The organism is Leuconostoc carnosum, assembly GCF_014207505.1.
Taxonomy (GTDB): domain Bacteria; phylum Bacillota; class Bacilli; order Lactobacillales; family Lactobacillaceae; genus Leuconostoc; species Leuconostoc carnosum.
Window position 1 is genome coordinate 14321 of sequence record NZ_JACHGL010000006.1, and the last position, 24602, is coordinate 38922.

General features: G+C 37.2%; 22 protein-coding genes, 2 tRNA genes and 1 riboswitch. Of the genes, 5 read left to right on the forward strand and 19 right to left on the reverse strand.

What is annotated here, in order from left to right; translation table 11 throughout:
- Window positions 1-52: 52 nt before the first annotated feature.
- The 4 genes from HNQ98_RS07110 to HNQ98_RS07125 all read right to left on the reverse strand — a co-directional run bounded on the left by HNQ98_RS07110 (window position 53) and on the right by HNQ98_RS07125 (window position 3147).
- The gene (locus HNQ98_RS07110) at window positions 53-262 is read right to left on the reverse strand and encodes a DUF2969 family protein (RefSeq protein WP_014974912.1); all 210 of its coding nucleotides are present in this window, start codon (window positions 260-262) and stop codon (window positions 53-55) included.
- A gap of 2 nt (window positions 263-264) precedes the next feature.
- On the reverse strand, window positions 265-1257 hold the full coding sequence (locus HNQ98_RS07115) for a rod shape-determining protein (protein ID WP_019040225.1): 993 nt from the start codon (window positions 1255-1257) through the stop codon (window positions 265-267).
- Window positions 1258-1356: 99 nt separating this feature from the next.
- Window positions 1357-1578 (reverse strand): DUF1146 family protein, encoded by a 222-nt coding sequence (locus HNQ98_RS07120; protein ID WP_014974914.1) that lies wholly within the window; start codon window positions 1576-1578, stop codon window positions 1357-1359.
- Window positions 1579-1707: 129 nt separating this feature from the next.
- Window positions 1708-3147: an amino acid permease gene (locus HNQ98_RS07125; protein ID WP_135197834.1), complete on the reverse strand. Its 1440-nt coding sequence runs from the start codon at window positions 3145-3147 to the stop codon at window positions 1708-1710.
- An 83-nt stretch (window positions 3148-3230) separates the two neighbouring features.
- Window positions 3231-3399, reverse strand: a riboswitch (Lysine riboswitch).
- 229 nt (window positions 3400-3628) lie between these two features.
- Here HNQ98_RS07125 and HNQ98_RS07130 point away from each other — a divergent pair.
- A complete protein-coding gene (locus HNQ98_RS07130; RefSeq protein WP_135197835.1) occupies window positions 3629-4849 on the forward strand; it encodes an LCP family protein in 1221 nt (406 codons plus the stop codon).
- Window positions 4850-4906: 57 nt separating this feature from the next.
- On the opposite strand, the gene trpS is transcribed toward HNQ98_RS07130, so the two are convergent.
- Entirely contained in the window at window positions 4907-5923 is a 1017-nt protein-coding gene (trpS, locus tag HNQ98_RS07135) for a tryptophan--tRNA ligase (protein ID WP_184285033.1), read from the reverse strand.
- A gap of 158 nt (window positions 5924-6081) precedes the next feature.
- Here trpS and HNQ98_RS07140 point away from each other — a divergent pair, with 158 nt between their 5' ends.
- Window positions 6082-7092 (forward strand): ketopantoate reductase family protein, encoded by a 1011-nt coding sequence (locus HNQ98_RS07140; protein ID WP_135198206.1) that lies wholly within the window; start codon window positions 6082-6084, stop codon window positions 7090-7092.
- A 206-nt stretch (window positions 7093-7298) separates the two neighbouring features.
- Here HNQ98_RS07140 and HNQ98_RS07145 read toward each other — a convergent pair whose 3' ends face one another.
- The 5 genes from HNQ98_RS07145 to HNQ98_RS07165 all read right to left on the reverse strand — a co-directional run bounded on the left by HNQ98_RS07145 (window position 7299) and on the right by HNQ98_RS07165 (window position 13885).
- Window positions 7299-9236, reverse strand: coding sequence for a KxYKxGKxW signal peptide domain-containing protein (locus tag HNQ98_RS07145; RefSeq protein ID WP_172600987.1), 1938 nt, complete (start codon window positions 9234-9236; stop codon window positions 7299-7301).
- A gap of 108 nt (window positions 9237-9344) precedes the next feature.
- The gene (locus HNQ98_RS07150; protein ID WP_019040526.1) at window positions 9345-10280 is read right to left on the reverse strand and encodes a DUF1810 family protein; all 936 of its coding nucleotides are present in this window, start codon (window positions 10278-10280) and stop codon (window positions 9345-9347) included.
- 114 nt (window positions 10281-10394) lie between these two features.
- Complete coding sequence (locus HNQ98_RS07155) at window positions 10395-11384, reverse strand: nucleoid-associated protein (RefSeq protein ID WP_135197838.1); 990 nt, start codon at window positions 11382-11384, stop codon at window positions 10395-10397.
- Window positions 11385-11478: 94 nt separating this feature from the next.
- A complete protein-coding gene (locus HNQ98_RS07160) occupies window positions 11479-13605 on the reverse strand; it encodes an AAA family ATPase (RefSeq protein WP_019039884.1) in 2127 nt (708 codons plus the stop codon).
- Window positions 13606-13660: 55 nt separating this feature from the next.
- Entirely contained in the window at window positions 13661-13885 is a 225-nt protein-coding gene (locus HNQ98_RS07165; RefSeq protein WP_014974923.1) for a hypothetical protein, read from the reverse strand.
- A gap of 303 nt (window positions 13886-14188) precedes the next feature.
- Between HNQ98_RS07165 and rlmD the strand changes: the two genes are divergently transcribed.
- Window positions 14189-15679, forward strand: coding sequence for a 23S rRNA (uracil(1939)-C(5))-methyltransferase RlmD (rlmD, locus tag HNQ98_RS07170; protein ID WP_135197839.1), 1491 nt, complete (start codon window positions 14189-14191; stop codon window positions 15677-15679).
- A 41-nt stretch (window positions 15680-15720) separates the two neighbouring features.
- On the opposite strand, the gene HNQ98_RS07175 is transcribed toward rlmD, so the two are convergent.
- The 6 genes from HNQ98_RS07175 to mutY all read right to left on the reverse strand — a co-directional run bounded on the left by HNQ98_RS07175 (window position 15721) and on the right by mutY (window position 19540).
- Window positions 15721-16569, reverse strand: a complete 849-nt coding sequence (locus HNQ98_RS07175) for a DUF1129 domain-containing protein (protein WP_135197840.1) — start codon at window positions 16567-16569, stop codon at window positions 15721-15723.
- Window positions 16547-16903 carry a PadR family transcriptional regulator gene (locus HNQ98_RS07180; protein WP_135197841.1) on the reverse strand — a complete coding sequence of 119 codons (357 nt, stop codon included), beginning with the start codon at window positions 16901-16903 and terminating at the stop codon, window positions 16547-16549. Before HNQ98_RS07180 ends, HNQ98_RS07175 begins: the two co-directional genes overlap by 23 nt.
- A gap of 131 nt (window positions 16904-17034) precedes the next feature.
- A tRNA-Thr gene (locus HNQ98_RS07185) sits at window positions 17035-17107 on the reverse strand.
- Window positions 17108-17172: 65 nt separating this feature from the next.
- A tRNA-Leu gene (locus HNQ98_RS07190) sits at window positions 17173-17254 on the reverse strand.
- A 157-nt stretch (window positions 17255-17411) separates the two neighbouring features.
- Window positions 17412-18518: an AI-2E family transporter gene (locus HNQ98_RS07195; protein ID WP_135197842.1), complete on the reverse strand. Its 1107-nt coding sequence runs from the start codon at window positions 18516-18518 to the stop codon at window positions 17412-17414.
- Window positions 18518-19540, reverse strand: a complete 1023-nt coding sequence (gene mutY / locus HNQ98_RS07200; protein ID WP_135197843.1) for an A/G-specific adenine glycosylase — start codon at window positions 19538-19540, stop codon at window positions 18518-18520. The genes HNQ98_RS07195 and mutY overlap by 1 nt, the downstream gene beginning before the upstream one ends.
- A 123-nt stretch (window positions 19541-19663) precedes the next feature.
- Between mutY and HNQ98_RS07205 the strand changes: the two genes are divergently transcribed.
- Window positions 19664-19807 (forward strand): hypothetical protein, encoded by a 144-nt coding sequence (locus tag HNQ98_RS07205; protein ID WP_014974929.1) that lies wholly within the window; start codon window positions 19664-19666, stop codon window positions 19805-19807.
- A gap of 139 nt (window positions 19808-19946) precedes the next feature.
- On the forward strand, window positions 19947-21344 hold the full coding sequence (locus HNQ98_RS07210; RefSeq protein WP_014974930.1) for a DHA2 family efflux MFS transporter permease subunit: 1398 nt from the start codon (window positions 19947-19949) through the stop codon (window positions 21342-21344).
- Between the two features lie 66 nt (window positions 21345-21410).
- On the opposite strand, the gene thiD is transcribed toward HNQ98_RS07210, so the two are convergent.
- From thiD to HNQ98_RS07225, 3 genes are all read right to left on the reverse strand, one after another.
- Complete coding sequence (gene thiD / locus HNQ98_RS07215; RefSeq protein WP_135197844.1) at window positions 21411-22220, reverse strand: bifunctional hydroxymethylpyrimidine kinase/phosphomethylpyrimidine kinase; 810 nt, start codon at window positions 22218-22220, stop codon at window positions 21411-21413.
- Between the two features lie 77 nt (window positions 22221-22297).
- A complete protein-coding gene (gene rlmH / locus HNQ98_RS07220; protein WP_135197845.1) occupies window positions 22298-22777 on the reverse strand; it encodes a 23S rRNA (pseudouridine(1915)-N(3))-methyltransferase RlmH in 480 nt (159 codons plus the stop codon).
- A 653-nt stretch (window positions 22778-23430) separates the two neighbouring features.
- Entirely contained in the window at window positions 23431-24570 is a 1140-nt protein-coding gene (locus HNQ98_RS07225) for a S1C family serine protease (RefSeq protein ID WP_135197846.1), read from the reverse strand.
- Window positions 24571-24602 lie beyond the last annotated feature (32 nt).

The window sequence follows — 24602 nt, forward strand, 5'->3', positions numbered from 1 at the left end:
TTATGTACAAACCCTTATCACAAATTATGATAAGGGCTTTTTGTGACTTATTTTACTGATATAAATTAAAGCTAGCCAAAACGGCTTGTAAAGCCTCATCTTGTGTTTTAGCTTGATTAATAATTGCTTGCTGACCAAAATAGCCAACAAAACCTCGATCAGCTTTTTGGATATACCCAACTTGCTTTTGATTAATTAAAACTTGTGTTTGATTATCTTCTTCAACAATCTCAACATCAAAGTTTTGGTTTTTCTTACGCATAATTAGAATCCTCTACGGTTTGTCTTCATGTGTTCAAGCAAAGCACCAGCACCTTTGGCAACATTATCCAATGGTGAATCTGACACAACTACGGGCACTTCCAAAGCATCCGACAAAAGTTGATCCATACCATGTAGCAAGGCACCACCACCAGTTAGCATAATACCACGATCAATAATATCAGCAGCTAATTCAGGAGGTAGTTTGGCTAATACTGAGTGTGTTGCACGGACAATTTGTTGCAAAGTGTCATGTAATGCTTCTTCCACTTCATTGGAATCAATTGTGATCGTCTTTGGCATGCCTTCAAAGTTATCACGTCCACGTACTTCCATAGTAATAGGTTCATCTACAGGTAGCGCTGATCCAATTTGAATTTTAATCGTTTCGGCCGTACGTTCCCCAACAATTAAGTTATGGCGGCGTTTCAAGTAACCCACAATATCAAAGTTCATTTTATCACCAGCAACACGGATAGACTCTGATACCACAATATCTCCTAATGATAGCACTGCAATATCTGAAGTACCACCACCCATATCAATAACCATTGAACCGATAGGCTTAAAAATATCTAATCCCGCACCAACAGCTGCAACTTTCGGCTCATATTCTAGATATACTTTTGCGCCACCAGCTTTTTCGGCAGCTTGGATAATAGCTTTACGCTCAATTTCAGTAATATTGGTAGGTGCACAAATCATAATATTAGGCTTTGACATAAAACCTTTAACATTTAATTTATCCACGAAATAAGTCAACATGGCTTCTGTGACATCAAAATCCGAAATAACGCCATCTTTCAATGGCCGAACGGCACGTATATTTCCAGGTGTTCTGCCCACCATACGGTAAGCTTCCGAACCAACTGACAAAACACGATCTGTTTTGTCATCCACTGCGACAACAGAAGGCTCATTTAAAACAATACCTTTACCTTCTACATAAATGAGAACATTGGCTGTTCCCAAGTCAATGCCAATATCTTTTGCCATGTATTTTCTCCAAATTTTTATTTCTATAAACGGGCACTAATGTGCCAACTTGTCTACATAATCTTCTCAATTATACCATATTTACCATAGGTTTTTCGGTTACTTTTTAAAGACCGCTGCTGGCATATCGATCACCCATCCAGCTGCTGAAATGAAGAAACTAGCCAATAAATAACCCATAATGATCGCCAAAATAACTTTTAAAAAACGGGCTTGGACTGGCGTAAATGGCATCAACCGAGCAAAATTGATTGGGCGAATTATCCAAAAGGCAAAATAAATAGCTAGTAGATTAAGGCTCAAAGTAAATATTGGACTCATTATTGTCCTCCTCGATTCAATAATATTGATTAACTAGCGTTCAGTTTAATAGTACTATTATATCAGTTAACAAATGTTTTTATATTAATATAAAAACATCACTCATAAAGTGATGTTTACACTAAATATTCAACGGTGTTGCTCCAAGTCAACATCCTCTAATTTAATCATCTTAGTTTTGTGTGTTATTTTATACCAAACAAATAAGACAATAAACAGCGGTACTGACAAATAAGTAATCGCAATTTTTTCAAGATTCAAATGTGTGAAACTAGCAGGATCTTGTCCAATGATCACCCCAATTGAGATAATCAAAGCAAATATTGGCCCAAATGGGAACCATTTTGCTTTATATTTCAAATCATTCAAGTCTTTACCTTGTGCCACATAAGCACGTCGGAAACGATAGTGAGATATTGCAATACCTACCCAAGCTATAAAGCCTGTCAAACCAGAAGCATTAACAAGCCAAGTATAAGCAACTGAACCACCTTTTGTATTAGAAATAAAAGCTAATAGTCCAATCAGTGTTGTCAAAATCAGAGCAAATACAGGCACACCACGAGTTGATAACCTGGAGAATATTTTTGGTGCATCGCCTTTACGTGCCATAGCGTACAGCATGCGTGTTGAAGCATAAGACCCTGAATTAGCTGAAGAAACAATTGATGTTAAAATGACAGCATTCATTAAACTTGCAGCAAAAGCAATTCCTGCATTTTTAAACACGATGGTAAAAGGTGAAACAGCAATATTTTCTGTTGATGAACTCAATAAACGTGAATCTTGATAATAAACTAAAGCAGAAATAACAAAAATTGCTAAAATATAAAATAGTAAAATACGCCAAAATACTTGGTTAATAGCCTTGGGCACTGACTTGTCAGGATCCTTAGCTTCACCAGCCGTAATACCAATTAATTCAGTGCCTTGAAATGAAAATCCCGCGACAACAAAAACTGATAAAATAGCCTGTGGCCCACCGACAAAGCCATGATTACCAACAGATAAGTTCTTCATCACATCAATATTTGAATGAATAACACCAAAAATTGTTGCAATACCGATAATCAAAAACGCGATAATCGTAATCACTTTGATCATAGATAACCAAAATTCAGTTTCGCCGAAAGCACCCACTGAAAATAAATTGATCAAAAAAATGAGTACCAACGCGATTGATGAAAAAATCCATCCAGGTGTATTTGGAAACCAAAATTTCGTTACTAACCCAACGGCAACAATATCAACAGCTAAAGTAATCGCCCAGTTAAACCAATAATTCCAACCCATGGCAAATCCTAAGGCTGGATCAACATATTTACCGGCATAGTCAGAAAATGACCCAGATGTTGGTGCGTATGTTGCCATTTCACCTAAACTCGTCATTAAAAAATACACCATCACACCAATTGCTAAGTAAGCAACGATTGCACCTAATGGCCCTGCTTGTGCCACAGTAGCACCTGATGCAACAAACAGTCCTGTTCCAATTGACCCACCTAAGGCAATCATTGAAACATGACGTGTCTTCAAATTACGTTTTATACCAGCATTTTCTTCAGTCATGAAACTCTCCTTGTCGAGGCAAATAAAAAAACCTCTGTCTATGGTTAGAAAAAGGTTTCGTTCAAAAAGTCAGTTTAAAATTAACTTTCCAAAGCGCACCACGTTTCCGTGACAGTCTAACAACTATTAATTGTTAGCCCAATTTCATTATGCCATAAATGAAATTTCGGCAACCGCTCCTTTTACATAAGTTCACTGTCTTTGGCAGACTAGCTTATGTGACTAATATTGGTTGCATCCTCTTTGATAACTAGGATATTATAGCACTTTTTAAAATAGTGTGTCAATAAAACCAAACATTTGACCAGCTACCTCATACCATGACAATTTAGTTCCTATGCCTTTGTCCAAAACTAAAGCATTATAATATAATATCTTTTAAAATATTTAACTTTATTTTTATACTAATCAGTTATACTAGTATATAGTTGCTTTTTATTTTAATAACTACTATTCATACTACATTAGGAGCTCTTTCCGCATGGATAATAATACACAGACGCCGACGCGTGCTGAAAAAAATCAAGTAAAAAAACATCGTGTTCGTAACACTATTTTAGTTTTGCTAGCTATTATCATCCTTACTGCTGGTGGTTTATCTTGGTGGGCTTTTAAAAACACTAAAGGTGCTATCGATGAATCTTATGCTGGAACTGGTGTAAATAAATCACGTAATGTATCTAATGTGGTTAAAAGCGGACGTCCAATCTCTATCTTACTATATGGGACAGATACTGGGGAATTGGGACGTACCTACAAGGGACGCACTGACTCAATGATGTTATTGCTAGTTAATCCTGAAACACAAAAAACAACAATGATATCCTTAGCACGAGATGCTATGGTTTCGATTGTTGGTTATGAAAATACTTTCCCTCAAAAGTTAAATGCTGCCTATGCCTATGGCTCAACTTCTACTTCAATTAAAACTGTTGAATCTTTTTTGAACATTCCAGTTGATTTCTACGCTTTGGTCAATATGTCCGGATTATCCAAGATGGTTGATCAAGTTGGTGGTATTTCAATTAAATCACCGATTGACTTTGTCTACAGTCAAGAAACTGCACATGCTTATGGCCCTAATTTATATCGTTTCCATAAAGGTGAGACAAAATATGAACACTCTGATGATAATGGCAAAACATGGTCAAAATCAAGAACAGTCATGGATGGCGATGCTGCTCTAGCTTTCTCTCGTATGCGCTATGACGACCCAAATGGTGATTACGGTCGCCAGCAACGACAACGCATTGTGCTGGAAGGTCTCATCAATAAATCTGCCAATGTATCAAGTTTACTCAACAATCAGTTTATGTCAACGATTTCAAAAAATGTACGCACTGATTTAACATTTGGTGATATGACAACGCTAGCAAGTAAATACATTAAAGCTAAAAATAATATTGTAACTGAACATATGCAAGGTGTTGGTACAAGTTATCCTGATTCTGAGGGTAATAACGTTGCATATGAAGTTATTCCTCAAAAAGAAAAGCAACGCGTCACTGATTTAGCGCGTAAAACGCTCGGATTAAAAAGTGAAAACACTGGCTTACCGTACGGCGGTGAAGTGCCAAGTGAACTATCAGCCATTGCGGCTTCTTTACGCCCTTCTGAAGATGACGGTAAAACAACCCCTGACGACCCAGCAACTGCTAATACGTTAGATGATTCAAATAATGAAAATACTACAGGACAATAAGTAAAAGCAGGCAATTCTCAATGAGAACTGCCTGCTTTTATTTTACTTTTATCTCATTTAACCAAAGTAATCAATGCCCATCGCATGACGAACATCTTTCATTGTCGCTTCGGCAACAGCATTAGCGCGCTCAGATCCGTCCTTTAACATACGCATCACCTCAGGAATATCTTGAGCAAATGTTTGACGTTTTTCTCTTATTGGGGCCAATTCTGTTTCCATAACCTCAATCAAATAGCGCTTTAACTTCATGTCACCCAAACCACCAGCCATATACTGCTCTTTTAACACTTGCACAGCTTGCTTATCAGGATCAAAAATATCTAAATAAGTAAAGACGACATTTCCTTCTACATGCCCTGGGTCAGCAATGTTGATATGTAATGGATCTGTGTACATTGATTTTACTTTTTTAGCTAACGTATCAGCGTCATCTGAAAGATAAATCCCATTATTTAGTGATTTTGACATTTTAGCATTACCATCAATACCTGGTAAGCGCCCTTGCCCTTTAGGCGGAAAGACACCTACAGGTTCAACTAGGACATCAGAATTATAAGCACTATTAAATGAACGTACTACCTCACGTGTCTGTTCAATCATCGGTTCTTGATCATCACCGACCGGTACCTTGGTTGCACGAAAAATCGTAATATCGGCGGCTTGTGATACAGGATAAGTTAAAAAACCAGCTGGAATGCCTTCACCAAAGCCTTTTTGAGCGATTTCAGATTTGACTGTTGGATTGCGTTGCAAACGAGCAACGGAAACTAAATTCATAAAATAATCTGTTAATTCTGGCAAACCTTTAATTTGTGACTGAACAAAGATAGTTGTTTTGCTAGGGTCAATCCCCACGGCTAAATAATCCAACGCCACTTCGGTTAACGATTGCCTGATTTTTTCTGGATTACGTGCATTGTCGGTAAACGCCTGTGTATCCGCAATCATGACAAAGGGATCGTAGTCTCCTGAATTTTGCATGGCTACACGGTTTTTTAACGAACCAATATAGTGACCAATATGTAATTTACCAGTTGGACGATCACCTGTTAAATAAATTTCTCTAGACATCTTAATTCCTTCTATTTCGAAATGTGCAAACGCACTATTCCTTCATTATACGGTAATTTTCATGAGTTGTACAAATTAAAAAATTAAATTTTGACTTGACTTAAATTAGAGTTAAGATTAGAATTATATCATCAATAATTAATAGGAGGATTCATATTATGAAATATGCAGTAGTTGGTGCGGGCGCTATGGGGTTGAGATATGGGATTTTACTTCAAGAAAATGCTGGTGTTGCAGTTGATTTTATTGAACCAACACAAGCTAGTCTCGATAAAATCCATGAGCAGGATGATCAAGTGTGGAAATCACGCGATCATCAAGACAAACATAAAATTAAAATTAATATTTTCTCACCTGAAGAATATAATGGTACGCCTGATGTTTGGATATTTTTTATGAAACAAATGCAGTTACAAGATGCACTTGATCGTCTAAAGCCAAAATTCAAACCTGGACAAACAGCATTAGGTGCGATGAACGGTATGGGACACATTGAAAAGTTACAAAATTATTTCGATGATGCCCATATTATTGGTGGTACAGCTATGATCGCTACCGTATTAAATGATTACGGGGATGTTGACTTTATGGGTGCTGAGAGTGCCGGCTCATCCGTTTATGCAAACTTAACTGAGCAGCCTTCAGAAACCATGGACTTGCTTCAAAAAGATTTTCAAGCAGCACATTTGAATCCATCTTACACTGAAAATTTCATGGGAACATTGCTTACTAAAGTCTTTTTTAACGCAGTTGAAAATTCAATTGCAACAATGTTCCAGTCACGTATGGGGCAGTTAATGGCCTATGATAACTTTTTAGAGGGTATCGCACGTCCCTTGATTAATGAAGCTTATGATGCCGCTGAAGCAGCTGGTATCAAACTGATTGAAACACGTAATGAAATGGTGGCCCAAGTGGACTATGTTTCTAACGTCGCTAATCCACTTCATTTCCCTTCAATGTATCAAGATTTTGTTAAAGGACGTCCCACAGAAGTGGATTATATCAATGGTTGGATTGCTGATTTGGCTGATAAGCACGGCACACAAGCACCTAATCACCGACTAGTGACACATTTCGTACATCTAGCAGAATCTATGCGTGAATTTACACCACCAGTTAATAAATTAGCACCTGATTATAAAGAGGCAGCTGCTACTCAAGCTTAATCCATGGTTCTTTTGCAAAACAGCAAACAATTGCATTAAAATATAATAAGATAGTACCCCTAGGGAATATGATAATATTTGATTACAAAATCAACATTATTACATTTCCTAGGGGCTTTTCGTCTCTAATACTAGATTTGAACTCAAAAAAGCCTCTAACGCCAGATTTTCCGGTCATTAAAAGCTTTGTTTAATTGACTATACAATTATCCACGCACAACAACATTCATAGCACTTGGGGTTTTCCAACCTAACGCGTAGTTATTATGGTTAACGTAATGCCAATTATTTGTACTAATATAATATTCTCTTTTTGAATTTGCATAGGGGTCAGAAATTAAAAATTGATTATTATTATAACCAACAATCGTCATCACATGAAATGCTCGCCCTAATTGCCAATAATAATCCCCCCACGTCACAATTGGATTACCATTTAACAACTCACTGATCACATCATTAACAGAGGCACCTGTTATATCAACAATATTATTATCATATTTTTTCATGCTTGACGCAAGTTTAGAAGCAAATACTGTTTCAGTTTTAGCGCTACCAACACCTTTTGGGTTACCATAAAATCCAGTGCTTGGTGTCTTATGATAACCATACCCAGTTGCATTATAGATTTTTGGCAAGCTATAGTATTTATTTTTGTTAGATAAAGCTATCTGTAAAGCGGTTGCTTCACACCCCTCTGGGTAACCTTCATTAAGTTGTGAATACCAATTATGTCTCAATGTCACATTGTCTACGTCACCAGCATGGTTAACATGATATGAATTCATATTATGATCATTAAAATAGCGATTACGATACTGCTTATAGTCACTACCATAATACTCTAACCCTGTTTTACTATATTTTCTAAACCCCTTGACAGCATCACCATTGGCACTTAAATAATAATAGGTATTCCCCGTTTTTGCATAGGTATTACGTACTTGTTTGTAGTCCTGTCCGTAATATTCTAAACCTTTATCATAATGGCGAACACCCTTGACAGCATCACCATTGGCACCTAAGTAATAATAGGTATTCCCTGTTTTTGCATAGGTGTTACGTACTTGTTTATAGTCCTGTCCGTAATATTCTAAACCTTTATCATAATGGCGAACACCCTTGACAGCATCACCATTGGCACTTAAGTAATAATAGGTATTCCCCGTTTTTGCATAGGTATTACGTACTTGTTTGTAGTCCTGTCCGTAATATTCTAAACCTTTATCATAATAGCGAGCACCCTTAATGGCATCACCATTGGCACCAAAGTAATAATATGTATTGTTTGTTTTAATATAATTATTACGTACCTGTTTCAAATCTTGACCATAATATTCCAAGCCATCACGATAGTGTCGTAATCCCGTGATTGCATGCCCATCAAACAAATCAAAAAACATATAAGTTTGGTTTTGTTTGAGATAGCCATAATGCATTTGACCGGTATTATTATCATAATAAACAGTTTTATGTGCCAATTGCGTTAATCCTTTGGATTGAACACCGTCTGTACCAAAATTATACCATCTATTATCAATATGCTTTTCGCCCGTCACCATATTCCCATTTTGGTAATATTTTGTTTGTCCGTTTTCGGTAATAAAACCATTTTTCGAATTAATTTCTGGTATTGTCGCTGCCTTTTTTTGTGGCTGAGTTGACGCTGGTATCTTATTCTCGGTACTTTTATATCCAGGTTGTATATCATGGTGCGTGCCAGTTACGTTGTTTGTGACACTTGAACTCGTTTGCCCTTGATACGCTTTTACCGGTGCTGTTTGCGTATCTGGTGTTGTTGCTTGAACATTACTAGATGATACTTGGTCGTCTGGTAGTTTCGTTGCACTTGACAGTGTGGCGTCATTATCTTTTGTGACAGTTGCTGGCGTTGACTGTTCCATCTTCGATTGATTAGCCGTTTCACTTGCAGAACGAGATGATGTATATGAACTATCGGACTGACTGGATATACTTTGACTAGACTGAACCTTTGTTTCGCCTTGTGTTGACTCTGTTAATGTATCAGCTAAAATATTTTGACTAGATACCCCCATAGCCATTGTCGCAAAGGCTGTTACCATGACCGTAAAAATAAATTTTCCGGACTTGTATAATTTATAATGTTGTTTTGAATTTTTCATGCTACTCCCACCCCTAAATTTAAGCATTATTTCTACTTTAGTTATTTTATCACTTTCGTTTATCAAAATAAATATCTACTTTTATTCCAATTTATCATGTAGAAAACATTACTCTAATAACTCTAACGTCGCTTGGTGCTGTTGACCATCAAAATATTTGTCCAATGCCTGTTGATATAAGCCTTTTATATCAGATGCCTTAATAAAAATCGTCAAACTGGCTTGAAATTTTATGGCGTCTACTTCACCGAGCAAAGCAACTGGATCATCATTTTGCCATGCTAAAGTAACCTTAATGATATTTTCTAAACGTTGACGTAGTCGCTCATTTTCTAAATATGCGCGCGCCTCCTGAATACCGTCCAAACCATAATATGTTGCGCGCTCACTACTACCTAAGCCACGTAACTGTGGCAAAACATACCACATCCAGTGCGTTTGCTTTTGTCCATTGTTCAATTCCTTGATAGCATCATTATAGCTATTAACCCCAACAATTCGACCATCTTGTGCATCAATAAACCGTTGCAGTTCGCTATTAATTGTTAACATCTGTGTTGTTCCTGTTGCTTTATATTGACGATACACACGATACACAGCTTGCCCAGAAAAAGTCAAATGTTCATGATCTATAGTTTTAAGACTCATCCATTTTTTGGCATCAATTTCTGTGGCATCTAACTCACCAGCTTCATCTTGCCAGTCTTGCAACAAAAAAACGTTATTGTACAACTTAGCAACATCCCCATTAGGATAATGTGCGATATAATGGCGACCAGAAATAGCACCAATCAATTGCAACTTTTCTGGATCAGCATGGACACCAGCCTCTTCCAAGGCTTCGCGTGCTGCATTTTCTTGCCATGACATTTCGGGTTCAATATAACCACCCGGAAAAGCCCAGCCATCAAAATCACGGTTATAAATCATCAATAACTCACCTTGATTATTTTCAATAATCACATCGCTTGTAGGCATCACCAATTCAAAATCATGGCCCACAATTTCACGAATTTTAGCAACATAAGAATCTTTATATGGCATTAGTTTATGACACTGATGTATCGTTCGGATTAAGCCCTAACACAGCTAACCACGCTGCAAGACATTCCAACAAGTATCAGCATATCCTCCAATATTTCATAGTATTTATATTTATTATACCGTAAATTTATTTAACACTGAATCAATGTCTTTAATCACTAACGACATTGTGCCATCTGGATGATTCATGAATTCAACTTTATTTTTATCTTGATAAACTGACATTGGGATTGAAATTTCAATACCTGAATCTAGTTTGAATTTTTGTACTCGAAATTTTTTTTCATATTTCTGTGTATTTTCAACAGGAATACTTTTATCGACCATCTTATCAGTCATTTTTTCTTTGTACTGTTGTTGTGCAGAAATATTATCAGAAAACACCTTTTCAGCAATCATATCTGTATTAATGCTGCCAGATTCTAGAGCATCATAAATAACTTCCTGTGTCATCGCCAAGACTTCATGTTCTGGTAGATCATCGTCTTGCTCAGCAACATTTTTGACAGTACGCTTGATTGTTTGAATATTTTCTTTAACCGATACTTCAGGTACAATTTCTAGAAATCGGTCTGAAAAATAAGTTGCACGGTGACCATCAATCAGGTACTTTTTCTCCAACAATTGATAATGCCATGTATCTAAGTTCACTAAAATAGCTTCTTCGACGCTTTGGGTAGCTGCTGGTAAAATGGCCTGATTAAGTACTAAATTATTCACCATTCTATCATCAATATATTCAACAGTGTGCGCATAACGTGGCGTGAAATTAAGTTTTAACAACCCAAATAGTCGGCCTTCATCTGTTGTTGCTTGAAAACTCAACAAGTCACCTGGTTGTACAGTCTCAATAGCTTCAATCGTGCCAAATAATTTCGTAGCTAAATCTGTGGTCATATGAGCAAAATCAGATTCTGCTAGCTTGTCTTTAACGTACCCTGGTGCCAAAGTGCCCGTCTTAACATCGCCGTTACTAACTTTAGCCGTCAGCTTTTCAATATATTCGACCACGCCAACATTATCTACTGCCATCTCGCCTTGTGAGGCTATTAAATTACCTGTGTTCATATCTAATATGTGTAAAATTGCGTGTTGTATTATCATTTATCCATTGTAGCTAAGATACTGTTGATTGTCATCATAAAATCAACTAAAAAAATAGACAATTACCTAAAATTGTCTATCATTTTATATTAAATTACTGACTAACGACTGCTGAAATGACAACTTTATCATCAACTAAATCTGCTTGTAAGTCTTTTTCACCAGGATTATCTAGATAAAAGTCGGTTACTTGATCACGAATTTGTTGCTCAATCACACGACGTAGTGGTCGTGCGCCTAATGCCTCATCGTAACCCGCCTCAATCAAATGATCTTTAACATCGTCAGATACCTTTAATGTTAACTCTTTCTTAGCCAATGTCTTATTCACATCATCTAACATCAAATCAATAATCTGCTTCAAGTCTTGCTTACTTAATGCTGAAAATTCAATCACACCATTAAAACGATTCAAGAATTCTGGACGGAAGTATGGTGCCAATCGATCCATTAGCTCACCTTCACTCTTATCTGAAAAACCGGCATTTGATGTGGCAATAATCACGGTATTCTTAAAGTTAACCACATTACCTTGCCCATCAGTTAAGCGACCATCATCCATAACTTGTAGTAACAAAGTCAATACTTGTGGATTTGCCTTTTCAATTTCATCTAGCAGCACAATTGAATAGGGATTACGACGAACCTTCTCTGTTAAAGTATTACTGTTATCATCATATCCAATATATCCAGCTGTTGTACCAATTAACTTAGATACAGCTGTGAGATCCGAATACTCTGACATATCTAAACGTACAATATTTTCTTTACTACCAAACATATCAAGCGCTAATTGTTTAGCTAATTCCGTTTTACCAACGCCGGTTGGCCCAACAAATAGGAAACTACCAATTGGCCGATTCCCTTCATCAAAGCCAGCACGATTACGACGAATAGCACGTGCTACCATATTGACGGCTTCATCTTGTCCAATAACTTTACCTGCTAATCGTTGACCTATTGTCTTCAAACGTTCAATATCCGAAGCGCCCATTTGAGCAACAGGAATACCAGTTAATCGTTCGACAGATTCAGCAACATCGTTAGACGTGGCAATAACCTTAGTGGCCTCATCTGCTCCCGATATTTGCTTCTCAAAATCTGCAATTTGGTGCTTATACTTCAACGCTGCTTCATAATCTTCGTCAGCAACGGCTTTTTCTTGCTTTACTTTCACATCAGTCATTTGCTTTTCCAAACTAACTTTATCCGTCACTGGATTCTTAGCTGACAAATGTGCAGCCGTCATATCAAGTAAATCGATTGCCTTATCAGGCAATGAGCGTTGCGGAATATATTGCACGGCATAATCAACGGCTGCCTTTAAAACATCTGCCGGTAATTCTACATGATGATGCTTCTCATATAGTTTTGAAATACCCTTCAAAATTTCAAGTGTATCTTTTGGTGAAGGTGCATTAACTGTTACTTCATTGAAACGACGTGCCAAAGCTGCATTCTTCATGATAGTGTTACGATACTCATCTTGCGTTGTGGCACCAATTAATGAAATCTCACCACGGCTCAATGCTGGCTTAATAATATCAGCTAAACCTTTGCCACCATCTTCACCACCGGTTGATCCAGCACCTAATATTTGATGAATTTCATCGAAGAACAGGATAACATTTCCTGCAGCTTTAACCTCTTTCATCAAATTTTGAATATTTTCTTCAAAAGCGCCACGGAATTGTGTGCCTGCTTCCAAACTAGAAATATCAATACTATAAATTTCCTTGTCTTTAATTGATGCGGGCACATCACCATTAACAATTGCTTGTGCTAAACCTTCAACAACTGCTGTCTTACCAACCCCGGCATCACCAACAAGTACTGGATTATTCTTAGTACGACGTCCTAATATTTCAGCAGTTTCTTGAATTTCTTTATTACGGCCAATGACTGGATCAAGTAACCCGTCACGTGCTTCTTTGGTCAAATTACGACCTAGCTTTGCCAGCATCCCTTCTTGCTTACTTTGTCCATGTTGCTGTACTGCTTCTTGTGGCTGCCCATTACCAACCGCTGGATTACCTTGTCCTTGTGGTAACTGTCCTGTTTGACGGTACTTCACGAATTCTTCCGGGGTTACTTCACGACCGTTAATTAAGTAACGACGTTTCTCCGAATTCATACCATTCATATTTCCCATCATATTATTAAAAATATTATTCATATCTGATCCAAATGGATCATTGAACAAATCATTATTGTTAGCCATAGTCTAAAATCTCCTTTTTATTAATGTACTTGTAGGAATACAAGCACTTATGCTATCATTCATCAAAATAAAGTTTCTCAAGGTCTCTGAGTACTTCCCACATTGCTTTATGTTGTGCCTTTGCTAAGGCATCAAGATCACGCATATTTAAACTTGTTGCATCTGATTGTGTTTTGTTAAACGATTTATGAATCGTCGTATACCCATACCCAGAATCCTTCGCCACGCGATAAATAGTTAACGAATTATCATCCAAATATGCCTTAATATCAAATCTCATTCCAAATCACTGTCCTTGTTAGTTTGACCTCGCACACGATTATGTGCGTAATCTTTCATAAAGTTGCTGCTTCTAATCATTAGCCACATCTCCTTTACCGAAAAAGGTTGCGAACTTAACTGTCCGCTATTCTTTCCCTTTCTCCATACTTAAATTATAACACATATGTGTTATAACACAATAGTGGAATAACTTTAATTTCAGTATGTTATTGAATCAAGTTTCCCATAGTTAGCACGTTTAACATGTTATGATGGTAAGGTAACTATAGAGAATTTGGCATTGCAATGCAGAAAGTTAAACATGACAGAAGAAAAAAAGCGACCTTATCAAAAAGGTCACAATAGCTCCCCTAAGAAACCTTATTATGGCAAAAAATTTGATCCCCGTAAATCAGGTGCACGACGACCAGATACGAACACTAATGGCGTCAGCGTTCGTATCGGTCAAAACTTCCCTTTAACTATCAAACGTCTTGGTATTAATGGTGAAGGTATTGGTTATTTCAAACGTAAAATTGTCTTTGTCCCTGGTGCTTTACCTGACGAAGTCGCTGTTGTTAAAGTAACTGAGGTCGAGCCAAAATATATTGCGGCTAAAGTACTGAAAATTCGTGAAAAATCACCAAATCGTGTTAAACCACTTGATGAATTTGCTGATGAAGTTGGTGGTTTTGAACTCGAGCACATGACTTATCCAGCACAATTGGCATTCAAAAAAGATGTCATCATGCAAGCATTAGAAAAATTTCAACCAAGAGGTTGGTCTGACTATGATTTACGCGACACGATTGGTATGGCAGATCCCTACCAATATCGTAATAAAGCGCAGTTCCCCGTTCGTAAAATTGGTGACAAAATTAGTGTTGGTATGTATAAGCGTAGTACACACGACCTAGTTGATCTGCCTGTAGTCCACACTCAAGACCAAACAACTATGATAGTGATGCGTACAATACGTGAACTACTCGATAAATTGTCCGTATCCATTTATAATGAAGATAAAAACCGTGGTACTGTCAAAACAATCGTTGTGCGTGTATCGCATACCACTGGTGAGGCACAAGTTACTTTTGTCACGAATACAGACGCATTCCCAGGTGATACAGCACTCATTGAAGCCATGAACAAAGCACTACCTCAAGTAACCGGTATTTTCCAAAACTTTAATCCTGGGCGTACTAGCCTAGTTTGGGGTGAAGAAACTATTAAGCTCTGGGGGCAAGATTATATTGAGGAAACAGTACTTGGCAAGACCTTCCAACTCTCACCTCGTGCCTTCATGCAATTAAACTATACGCAGATGTCTGTGGTATATAAAGAAGCCCTTGAGGCCCTTGATTTAACACATGCTGACAAATTAGTCGATGCGTACGCCGGTGTTGGTACCATTGGATTAAGTTTAGCGGACAAGGTTGATGAAGTCCGTGGTATGGAAATTATCCCAGAAGCAGTTGATGATGCAAATATTAATGCAAAAATTAATCACGTTAACAATGCAAAATATGAAGTAGGCACAGCTGAAGAACTTTTCCCAAAGTGGCAATCCGAAGGTTGGGTCGCTGATGCACTTGTCGTTGATCCACCACGAACTGGGTTAGATACTGCCCTACGTCGCGAGATTTTACGTACACAACCCGAAAAATTTGTTTATATTTCGTGTAATGCTTCAACACTTGCACGTGATCTAGTTGATTTAACTAAAGCGTATAAAGTCGATTATATTCAAAGCATTGATATGTTCCCACAAACTGCCCGTTGGGAAGGCGTTGTGAAATTAACACGCCGCGCATAATAAAAAAAGGCAGCAATCGCTTGATACGATTGCTGCCTTTTTTATTTGCTTTCATCAAGTTTTTTTATTTTTTTAAGTACAAGAATATTCCACAGCCAGAATATCACGAGTAAAACAATGATAATGCCAACAACGATATACCGTCCACTTTGTGTATCCATCAAGAAATGGCCTATTTTTGGTAAACGTGTCATAATACCTAATACACCAGCACCACATAAGTATATGACAAACGGCAAACTGAAAGTCTTATCTTTTTGACGTATAAATAAAAATGCACCAATTATTAAGCCAAGTATAATCACAACAATACCAGACCAACCATCAAGTTGAAAACGAACTGGCGTTTTTACAAGACTTCCAATTAAAATCACAGGTGCTATACCAATACTTACGGCTATGAAAGTAGCCAAAAATTTCAAAATTTTGTTTTGTATCATGATATTCACATTATAAATTGTTCGACCAATGTATTTAAATAAAATTAATACGATACTAAATAGATACAAGCCAGATAACCCTAGGGCACCAATATCAACAGGTTTGCCAGCCGCCATCAAAGCTGGCAAAAAGCTGACACCCATATAACCCATCACAACATATAAACCTGTCTTAATGACTTCCCAGGGACTGCGTGGCATTTCAGCCAGTAATTCATCAGCAATCACCTTTGGATTTTTTCCAAAATACGTTTCTGCTGCGATGCCATCATTTTGTGCTTCTAAAATATCTTGTAATATCATTAATAAATGTGTTTCTATTTTATTTTCATCTCGCGCAAAGCCCTCTATTCTAAGATATAATAATAAATTTTCATAAAATATTTTATTCTCTCCGTTCAAATTTTTTCGTAATTCATTATTCATTTCAATCATTTCTTTTGTTTTCATCTATTGTTCCCTCATCTATTAGTTGATTCACTGCACTCTCTAAAAATTGCCACTCTTTAATAAATTGCTGCTTAGCTACGATGCCATCTGACGTAATAAAATAATACTTTCGATCTGGTCCTTCTGCAGATGGTTGCATCTTACCCTCAACTAAACCACGTTTTTCCATCATAGTCAGTAACGGATAAATTGTTCCTTTAGGAATATCGTCTAAACCATATTGATTAATCTGTTTGCTAATACCATAACCATAATCTGGTTTTTTAACCAAAATCATGAGCATCACACCTTGTAAAATGCCCTTGAGCATCTGACTCGAAATATTTGGTTTCATATCTTACCCTTCCACTAGTCTATTTAACATACTAGTATTGTAAATGATCCCCACTAGTTTGTAAAGCCGATTAGTGAAAAATGTATGCAACAAAAAAGCAGTGATATATTAATATCACTGCTTTTTTATGATGCCGACTAGCGGATTCGAACCGTTGACCCCCTCATTACTAGTGAGATGCTCTACCAACTGAGCTAAGTCGGCAACGGCAAGTACTCAAGTATGCTCGTGTCATACTAGATACCCCAGAGAATGTCAACACTCTCTTATACGGGTGACAGGAATCGAACCTGCACGCCTTGCGGCACTGGAACCTAAATCCAGCGCGTCTGCCAATTCCGCCACACCCGCAATTTAGTTGTTTTAACAACTCTATTAGTGTACTGTATATTTGCCCGCACGTCAATACCTAATTTAACGGTCACGTATCAATGGATTAGCGAAATAAAATATGTCATATTAAAATGAGTCAAAACCCATAGGTTTCAACTCATCCGTTTGTTGTTTTTCAAGTATTTTTTTTGGTCAATGAAAATAGTTCAATACTAAATTCAAGAATTGTACGTAAAACAGCATAAACCGGTACAATCAATATCATGCCAATAATACCCCATAAATTCCCAGCTACCATTAATAAAATCATAATAGTTAGGGGATGAATGGCTAACGATTTACCAATCACATTAGGATAAACTAAGTTACCATCTAATTGTTGTACAATAGTCATCACAATCAGAACAAAAACAACTTGTTTCCATGATTGTGTACTTGCCACAAATAATGACGGAATCACACCAATCCATGGACCAATGTAGGGGACAATGTTTGTAACACCAGCAATAACAGCCAATAACCAAGCATATGGTTGCCCAATAATTAAATAGCCAATAGCCATCGCGAGACCTACAAACAACATTTCAATAGCTTGTCCAGAAATATATTTTTCAATCGTACTGTCCATTTTTGCTGCTAGTTCATTGATATGCTCTGACTGACGTTGTGGAAACATTTTTTTGATAGCAGGTAGAAGTCGATCACTATCACTTAACATATAAAAGAGAACGACCGGAATTGTGACCAAGTTAATGGTAAATGTTGTGACCATCGAGATAACATTACCCAATGTTCCCGCTGTAACAGTTAGGAATGATGATGCATATTGACCTACAGTATTTTTTACTTGATCAGCATCAATTGATAAATTCAAATTCTCAAACCACTGACTATTCAACGTTTTTGTCACAAAACGCTGCACATCTTGAGCAAAAGATGGGAATGCATTAATAAAATTCGACATTTCACGTAATAATGTTGGTATCAGTAAAACCAAGGCCCCGGCAATAACAATTAAGAATAACAAAAATGTCAGAATAACTGCCAATTGGTGTGGTAGCTTTTTACCGAAAATTTTTATCTTTTCAATACGCGATAATATTGGTTTTAACACATAGTATAAAAAACCAGCAACAATTAATGGCATAAACACCGTAGAAATAAATACTGACAGTGGATGCATCAAAAAATCAAATCGTGACACAATAAAAATCAATAAAGCAACTGCTAAAGATTCAATTGTCCAAAAAAACAAGTTCTTATATTTTGCATTTAGAAACATTAGTCGCATTCCTCCAAAGCTTTGAGTAATTTGTGTTGTAAAGTTGGCAAGGATAATTGTTGCCATTCGTTTTGAGTCAAATATTTTTGGTTCTCTAGTGGTGTTATTTGATGTTTCACTAACCATATCTCCCAACGGCGATGGGTAAAGACATGTACAACCGGTTTAATGTTGAGTTGTTCGCCCTTAATGTCCTCAATACTGTTAATTTGCGTTAACGGGAATGTCCAAAAATCAGCTAATAACCCCGTTTCAGGCCGTTTTTCAAATAAAAGTTGATTATCTTTTCGAGAGACTGTCGCTACAAATAATTGTTTAACAGGCTTTGGCTTCTTAGTTTTAACAGGATATAATAGCTCGACACCATCGCGGTAAGCTGCATTAAAAGCTTTAACTGGTGAATGCTCACTATCTGGATTTTTAGCAGTCATGTAACTTGAGCCCAGATCCATAATTGCTTGATTAAAATCACCAGGTCTTTGCGGATCGACAATGGGTAAAATAGCATCATAAAAAATTTTACGGGTTTTAGCTTGTGCAATGTCATCATCAATTTTCAATAAGCGACTAAAAACACGAAAAGCATTACCATCAACAGCTGGCACCACTTCATTAAAACTAATTGAAGCAATTGCAGCAGCTGTATACGGCCCAACACCTGCTAACTCCTGCAAATCATCAGAACTCTCAGGCCAATTGCCATATAAGTCATCAGCTACAAATTTTGCTGCTTTTTGTAAATTACGCGCGCGTGAATAATACCCCAATCCTTCCCACAATTTTAAAACTTGTGTCTCAGGTGCATGAGCTAAATCCTGTACCGTAGGAAAAGCAATCATAAATCGTTCATAATAAGGTAGAACAGTATCTACTTGTGTCTGCTGCAACATAATCTCTGAAACCAGCACACGATAAGGTTCATGATTCAGGCGCCAAGGTAAGTTGGCACGTCCATTTTCATCATACCAAGTTAATAACTGACGGCGAAACTCTTCAATTGTATTTTCAGACCATAATTCCATATCTATATTGTACCTTAACTCTTGGCTTTTTTAGCATACTTATCAGTATTAATATTGATTTTTTAATAATAATGACGTATAATAATATCTTGTATGTAAAACATTTAAAAAGGAGTACCCATCATGGCATTAAAGAAGCCTCTTAATTCATTTGCCCGTGCCCGCAAGGTCGGACACAACTCAGCCAAGAAACAACGTCAAACTGCTATTGCAAAGTTGCAACAATGGGCAAAGGGTAAGTCAGAAGAATTACCTTCAACAAAGTAATTAAGCGTAAAACCAGTATTTTTACTGGTTTTTTGTTTGCTTTTTTATACTAAAATATGGCAAAATGTTATTAAAGCACTAAATCGACTTAATATTATATTTAAGTACAATCCTTATCTAAAGAAAGGAAGTATCTAACTTGAATATATCTCAAAAACAAAAATCTATTTTGATTATTTTAGTCATTGGTACGTTTCTAGGTTTTTTAAACCAAACACTAATGAATGTGGCCTTGCCTAATATCATGAGCGAATTCCATATTGGTACTGATCTTGGTCAATGGATGACAAATGGGTATATGTTAGTGAATGGTGTCATGGTGCCACTCACTGCTTTCTTGATCCAACGACTGACTACACGTCGTTTGTATCTCACTGCCGTTGCCTTGTTTGCCGCAGGTACCTTAATTGCCGGATTTGCACCCAACTTCCCCATACTGATTACTGGTCGTATGATTCAAGCCTTAGGAGCTGGCGTTTTTGGTCCACTAATGAACGTGGTCGTCATGAATTTATTTGAACCAGACAAACGTGGTGGTGCGATGGGTAGTATTGGACTGGCACTCAACTTTGCGCCGGCACTAGGTCCGACATTATCTGGACTTATTGTTACTAACCTATCATGGCGTTATCTTTTCCTCCTAGTTGCACCATTAATTATTGCTAATTTCATTCTGGCCTATTTTTTGTTACAAAATATCGGTGAACAAAAAATACTCAAATTCGACTTTCTAGGTGTTGTGCTCTCCAGTATTGGACTCGGCTCACTATTGTATGGCTTTTCTAGTGCAGGTGCAAGTGACTGGTCAGAGTTTACGGTATGGGGATTTGTCCTTATTGGCTTAGTGGTCACTGGATTATTTATTTGGCGACAATTAACTGTTAAGACACCATTACTGAATATGGCTGTCCTAAAATATCGTGATTTTATTATTGCAACTTTAATTAACGTTGTCTTGATGATTGCAATGTATGGCGGTGCCATGATGCTACCTCTTTACATGCAAAGAGTTCGTGAAACCTCTGCTTTTGTCTCTGGATTAGTCCTATTTCCCGGTGCCTTAGTCACGGCTTTCTTATCACCTTGGAGTGGACGATTATATGATCGTTATGGCGCTAAATACTTAGCCTTAATTGGTATTATCACGACAAGTATCGGCACCTTTATCTTGGCCTCTATGTCTCTCACTTCCCCACTTTGGTTAGCTGTAGTGGGACAATTTATTCGGCAACTTGGTTTGGTATTAGTTTTGATGCCGATTCAAACCGAAGCTTTTAACGCCTTGCCATTAAGTTTAATGCCTGACGGATCAGCAATGTTTACAACTATTCGTCAAATTTCAGCTTCATTTGGAACAGCTGCCCTTGTCACAATTATGACCAAATCCTCAATGGGTTATGCTGACACACACTTTAGTATGATTGCTACACGTATTCAATTACACGGTATCCGTGTCACATTTATCACAGCAGCACTTCTCATGTTATTCGCTGCGGCATTGACCTATTTTTTAAAAACTAAAAACCAGAAAGAATAGTTTTCTAGTCAATAAAAGCCATACAATAAATTGTATGGCTTTTTTAATTTACAAAAAATTATGCTATCAAATATTTTCAGCAGCCCAATGATTGATTGGTCCAAATTTATGACCAACAGCAATTTCATGGGCAATCGCTGCCGTTGTAACATCATGCGCAATATGTATGGCAGTAGCCACATCTGTTCCTTTAGCGAGTTCAGCGGCAATTGTAGCACTCAGTGTATCACCAGTACCGTTGATATGCGTCGTCTCAAAATATTGATGGCGTAGCCAAAAATCAGTGCCATCAGCTAACAGCACATAATCAGCAACCTCTGACTGCGCTGCCAGATGGTGCCAACCTTTCACAATGACATTTTTAGCCCCTAATGTTTGGATAGCTTGCGCTGCAAGCCGTTGCTCCTCTTCCGTCTCAATTGTGATACCAGTTAATAACTGCGCTTCAAAGAAGTTAGGTGTCGCTACTTCTGCTAAAGGTAATAACTTGGTTTTCAGTGCTTGAAAGGCACGATCCTCTAATAATTGCGCCCCGTGTTTTGTCGTGATTACAGGGTCGACCACTAGTGGACCAAAATCATATGTTTGGTAAGCATCTGCTACTGTATGAATCAAATCAGCATCTGACAACATGCCGGTTTTACTTGCTCGTATATGAAAATCGCTGGCTAAAACATCAAATTGCTTTGAAATAAAAGATAAAGGTAGTGTTTCAACAGCATGGATTCCATATGAATTACCAGCCACAGCTGCCACAAGAACACTCATACCATAGGTTTTCCGAATAAAAAAAGTATGTAAATCAGCTTGCATACCAGCAGAACCATCTGAATCTGAGCCCGCAATTGTTAAGACTTGTGGAAATTCATTGACCATTATTATTCCCTCACCTAAATTTCATTATTTTATATGATTATACGCTGCTCACTATTGCTTGTCCAATAATGAGCATGCTATTTGTGATACGGGGAACCTTGTTGAATCATATACGCACGATAGATTTGTTCGACTAATACTAATCGCATGAGCTGATGCGGTAATGTTAACAAACCAAAACTCATTTTAAAATTTGCTCGCTGTTTGATAGCTTCATCTAAACCTAATGAACCACCAATAATGAAAGTAATATTGGAATAGCCTGACAGCGTGATCTCTGACATTTTCTGAGCAAAATCTTCAGAGGGTAACTGCTTGCCTTCAATCGCCAAAACAATCACATAATCCCGCGAACCAATTTTTTCCTGAATACGTTGCCCTTCTTTTCTTAAAATTTGTTTGTTTTGCGCTGCACTCGCCTTGTCTGGTGTTTTTTCATCCGCTAATTCAATTATCTCTGTTTTAGCAAACCTGGATAACCGCTTACTGTATTCCGCAATACCATCTTTGAGATATTTTTCTTTTAACTTCCCAACTGTAATTAATTTAATTTGCATGTTATCCTCTAAATTTATGTTTTCTTAATCTTTTTATGCTTTTCGCAAACATTTGAGCCGTTTATCTTTTTAAAAGTTATGCACACGAACAGGTATCATAAAAAAGTTCCACAATGCTATTATATCAATGTTTATAGCGTTCGCATAATATTTTTTCCACAGATTTCGAACAAATTTTAATGATTTGTGGATAACTTTATTAACCGTATCTTGTCGCTAATGAGACAAATATTGTCTTTAAAATGTGTACTTATCCACAGTTTTCCACTTTTTTATCCACAGCTGTGGATAAGCACAAATGTTCCCTTGATAATTAGAAACATAATTAGAACAAATGTTAACTTTTCCGTACAAACAACTTCACTCAGCCTATGGATACTACATTTTATGGTTAGGAACCGTACATTCAATTAATAACACAAAAAACAACTCAAAAATCACTGTAATTTACCGTTTTTTACTTAAATCTGCTTGATTTAAGTATTTCTTAAAGAAAATATGATGTTATCAACAAAAAGAACTCACTTTTCAACATTTTATCGACTAATTCTTTATTTTATCAACATTTTACAATACGTTTTCAACATTTTCAGAAAACGCGCATTTTTACATTTTTGTCAACTAATAATAAAGAAAAAGCTAACGTCAAAACGTTAGCTTCCTAATTTCTGTGTTAATTTAATATTGACTGTGTGCTTGGTTGCTTGGTGATAGTAGGTTACGCTGATTGTGTCTCCTAATTTATGCTTGTAGAGCTCCTCACGCAAGTCTGCTTGACCAGCCACTGTTTTACCTTCAATAGCAGTAATCACGTCGTACTTCTTCAAACCAGCTTTAGCTGCCGGCCCATTATCCGTCGTGCCCATGACCACGACACCACCTGTTACAGTTTCTGGAATTTTCAGTAAAGTTTTTTGGTCATCAACCGTTATTTCGGAAAGTTCGACTAAGCTAATACCAATAGCCGGCCTTGTGATTTTACCATTCTTCACCAGTTCATTGACAATGTTAACCACCTGATCTGAAGGTATTGCAAATCCCATCCCTTCAACGCTCGTACCAGATGAGGAGGAGGATAACTTCATTGAGTTAATCCCAATGACTTGACCTGCAAAATTAATCAGTGGTCCACCTGAGTTACCAGGATTAATGGCAGCATCTGTTTGAATAACTGTTGATCCACCATAACTTTGCCCGTTTTCAGAGCTCGCCTCAACTAAACGTTTTTTGGCAGAAATGATACCTTGAGTCACTGAAGAGGCGTACTGTGAACCCAGGGGAGAACCGATAGCTAACACCTTTTGACCAACTTGGATTTTATTTGAATCACCAAATGATGCCGTTGCCGTCACATTTTTGGCATCCATTTTTAAAACAGCTAAATCAGTCATGATATCTTTGCCGACTAATGATGCTTCAACCTTTTTACCATCATGCATCATCACTTGAATCTTAGAGGCACCGCTAATCACGTGATTATTGGTCACGATATAGGCTGAATCGCCGGCTTTCTTGTAAATCACACCAGAACCTTCAGATGACTCTTCATAGCGTCTCTGACCAGTTTGTGAAAAATTTAATACTGAAACAACTGCATCAGAGATTTTATCATAAGCCGTTGTGGCTGTAGCGTTTTTGGGGATAGTACTAGTTTCACTAGCCTTTGTGTTAACCTTTTGTGTCGATGTTTGCAAATTTTCAACACCGCGTTGCCCATATAATAATGCGCCACCACCGATAACACCGGCGATGATACCAGTTAATACGATTTTTGTTAATGAATATTGTTTCATATCAATCACCCGTTACTTGATTTTTTACTAAT

What these genes read in the sequence shown, in the direction of transcription:
- HNQ98_RS07110 (WP_014974912.1), bottom strand. Translation starts at nt 262, where the DNA reads ATGCGTAAGAAAAACCAAAACTTTGATGTTGAGATTGTTGAAGAAGAT.
- HNQ98_RS07115 (WP_019040225.1), bottom strand. Translation starts at nt 1,257, where the DNA reads ATGGCAAAAGATATTGGCATTGACTTGGGAACAGCCAATGTTCTCATT.
- HNQ98_RS07120 (WP_014974914.1), bottom strand. Translation starts at nt 1,578, where the DNA reads ATGAGTCCAATATTTACTTTGAGCCTTAATCTACTAGCTATTTATTTT.
- HNQ98_RS07125 (WP_135197834.1), bottom strand. Translation starts at nt 3,147, where the DNA reads ATGACTGAAGAAAATGCTGGTATAAAACGTAATTTGAAGACACGTCAT.
- HNQ98_RS07130 (WP_135197835.1), top strand. Translation starts at nt 3,629, where the DNA reads ATGGATAATAATACACAGACGCCGACGCGTGCTGAAAAAAATCAAGTA.
- trpS (WP_184285033.1), bottom strand. Translation starts at nt 5,923, where the DNA reads ATGTCTAGAGAAATTTATTTAACAGGTGATCGTCCAACTGGTAAATTA.
- HNQ98_RS07140 (WP_135198206.1), top strand. Translation starts at nt 6,082, where the DNA reads ATGAAATATGCAGTAGTTGGTGCGGGCGCTATGGGGTTGAGATATGGG.
- HNQ98_RS07145 (WP_172600987.1), bottom strand. Translation starts at nt 9,236, where the DNA reads ATGAAAAATTCAAAACAACATTATAAATTATACAAGTCCGGAAAATTT.
- HNQ98_RS07150 (WP_019040526.1), bottom strand. Translation starts at nt 10,280, where the DNA reads ATGCCATATAAAGATTCTTATGTTGCTAAAATTCGTGAAATTGTGGGC.
- HNQ98_RS07155 (WP_135197838.1), bottom strand. Translation starts at nt 11,384, where the DNA reads ATGATAATACAACACGCAATTTTACACATATTAGATATGAACACAGGT.
- HNQ98_RS07160 (WP_019039884.1), bottom strand. Translation starts at nt 13,605, where the DNA reads ATGGCTAACAATAATGATTTGTTCAATGATCCATTTGGATCAGATATG.
- HNQ98_RS07165 (WP_014974923.1), bottom strand. Translation starts at nt 13,885, where the DNA reads ATGAGATTTGATATTAAGGCATATTTGGATGATAATTCGTTAACTATT.
- rlmD (WP_135197839.1), top strand. Translation starts at nt 14,189, where the DNA reads ATGACAGAAGAAAAAAAGCGACCTTATCAAAAAGGTCACAATAGCTCC.
- HNQ98_RS07175 (WP_135197840.1), bottom strand. Translation starts at nt 16,569, where the DNA reads ATGAAAACAAAAGAAATGATTGAAATGAATAATGAATTACGAAAAAAT.
- HNQ98_RS07180 (WP_135197841.1), bottom strand. Translation starts at nt 16,903, where the DNA reads ATGAAACCAAATATTTCGAGTCAGATGCTCAAGGGCATTTTACAAGGT.
- HNQ98_RS07195 (WP_135197842.1), bottom strand. Translation starts at nt 18,518, where the DNA reads ATGTTTCTAAATGCAAAATATAAGAACTTGTTTTTTTGGACAATTGAA.
- mutY (WP_135197843.1), bottom strand. Translation starts at nt 19,540, where the DNA reads ATGGAATTATGGTCTGAAAATACAATTGAAGAGTTTCGCCGTCAGTTA.
- HNQ98_RS07205 (WP_014974929.1), top strand. Translation starts at nt 19,664, where the DNA reads ATGGCATTAAAGAAGCCTCTTAATTCATTTGCCCGTGCCCGCAAGGTC.
- thiD (WP_135197844.1), bottom strand. Translation starts at nt 22,220, where the DNA reads ATGGTCAATGAATTTCCACAAGTCTTAACAATTGCGGGCTCAGATTCA.
- rlmH (WP_135197845.1), bottom strand. Translation starts at nt 22,777, where the DNA reads ATGCAAATTAAATTAATTACAGTTGGGAAGTTAAAAGAAAAATATCTC.
- HNQ98_RS07225 (WP_135197846.1), bottom strand. Translation starts at nt 24,570, where the DNA reads ATGAAACAATATTCATTAACAAAAATCGTATTAACTGGTATCATCGCC.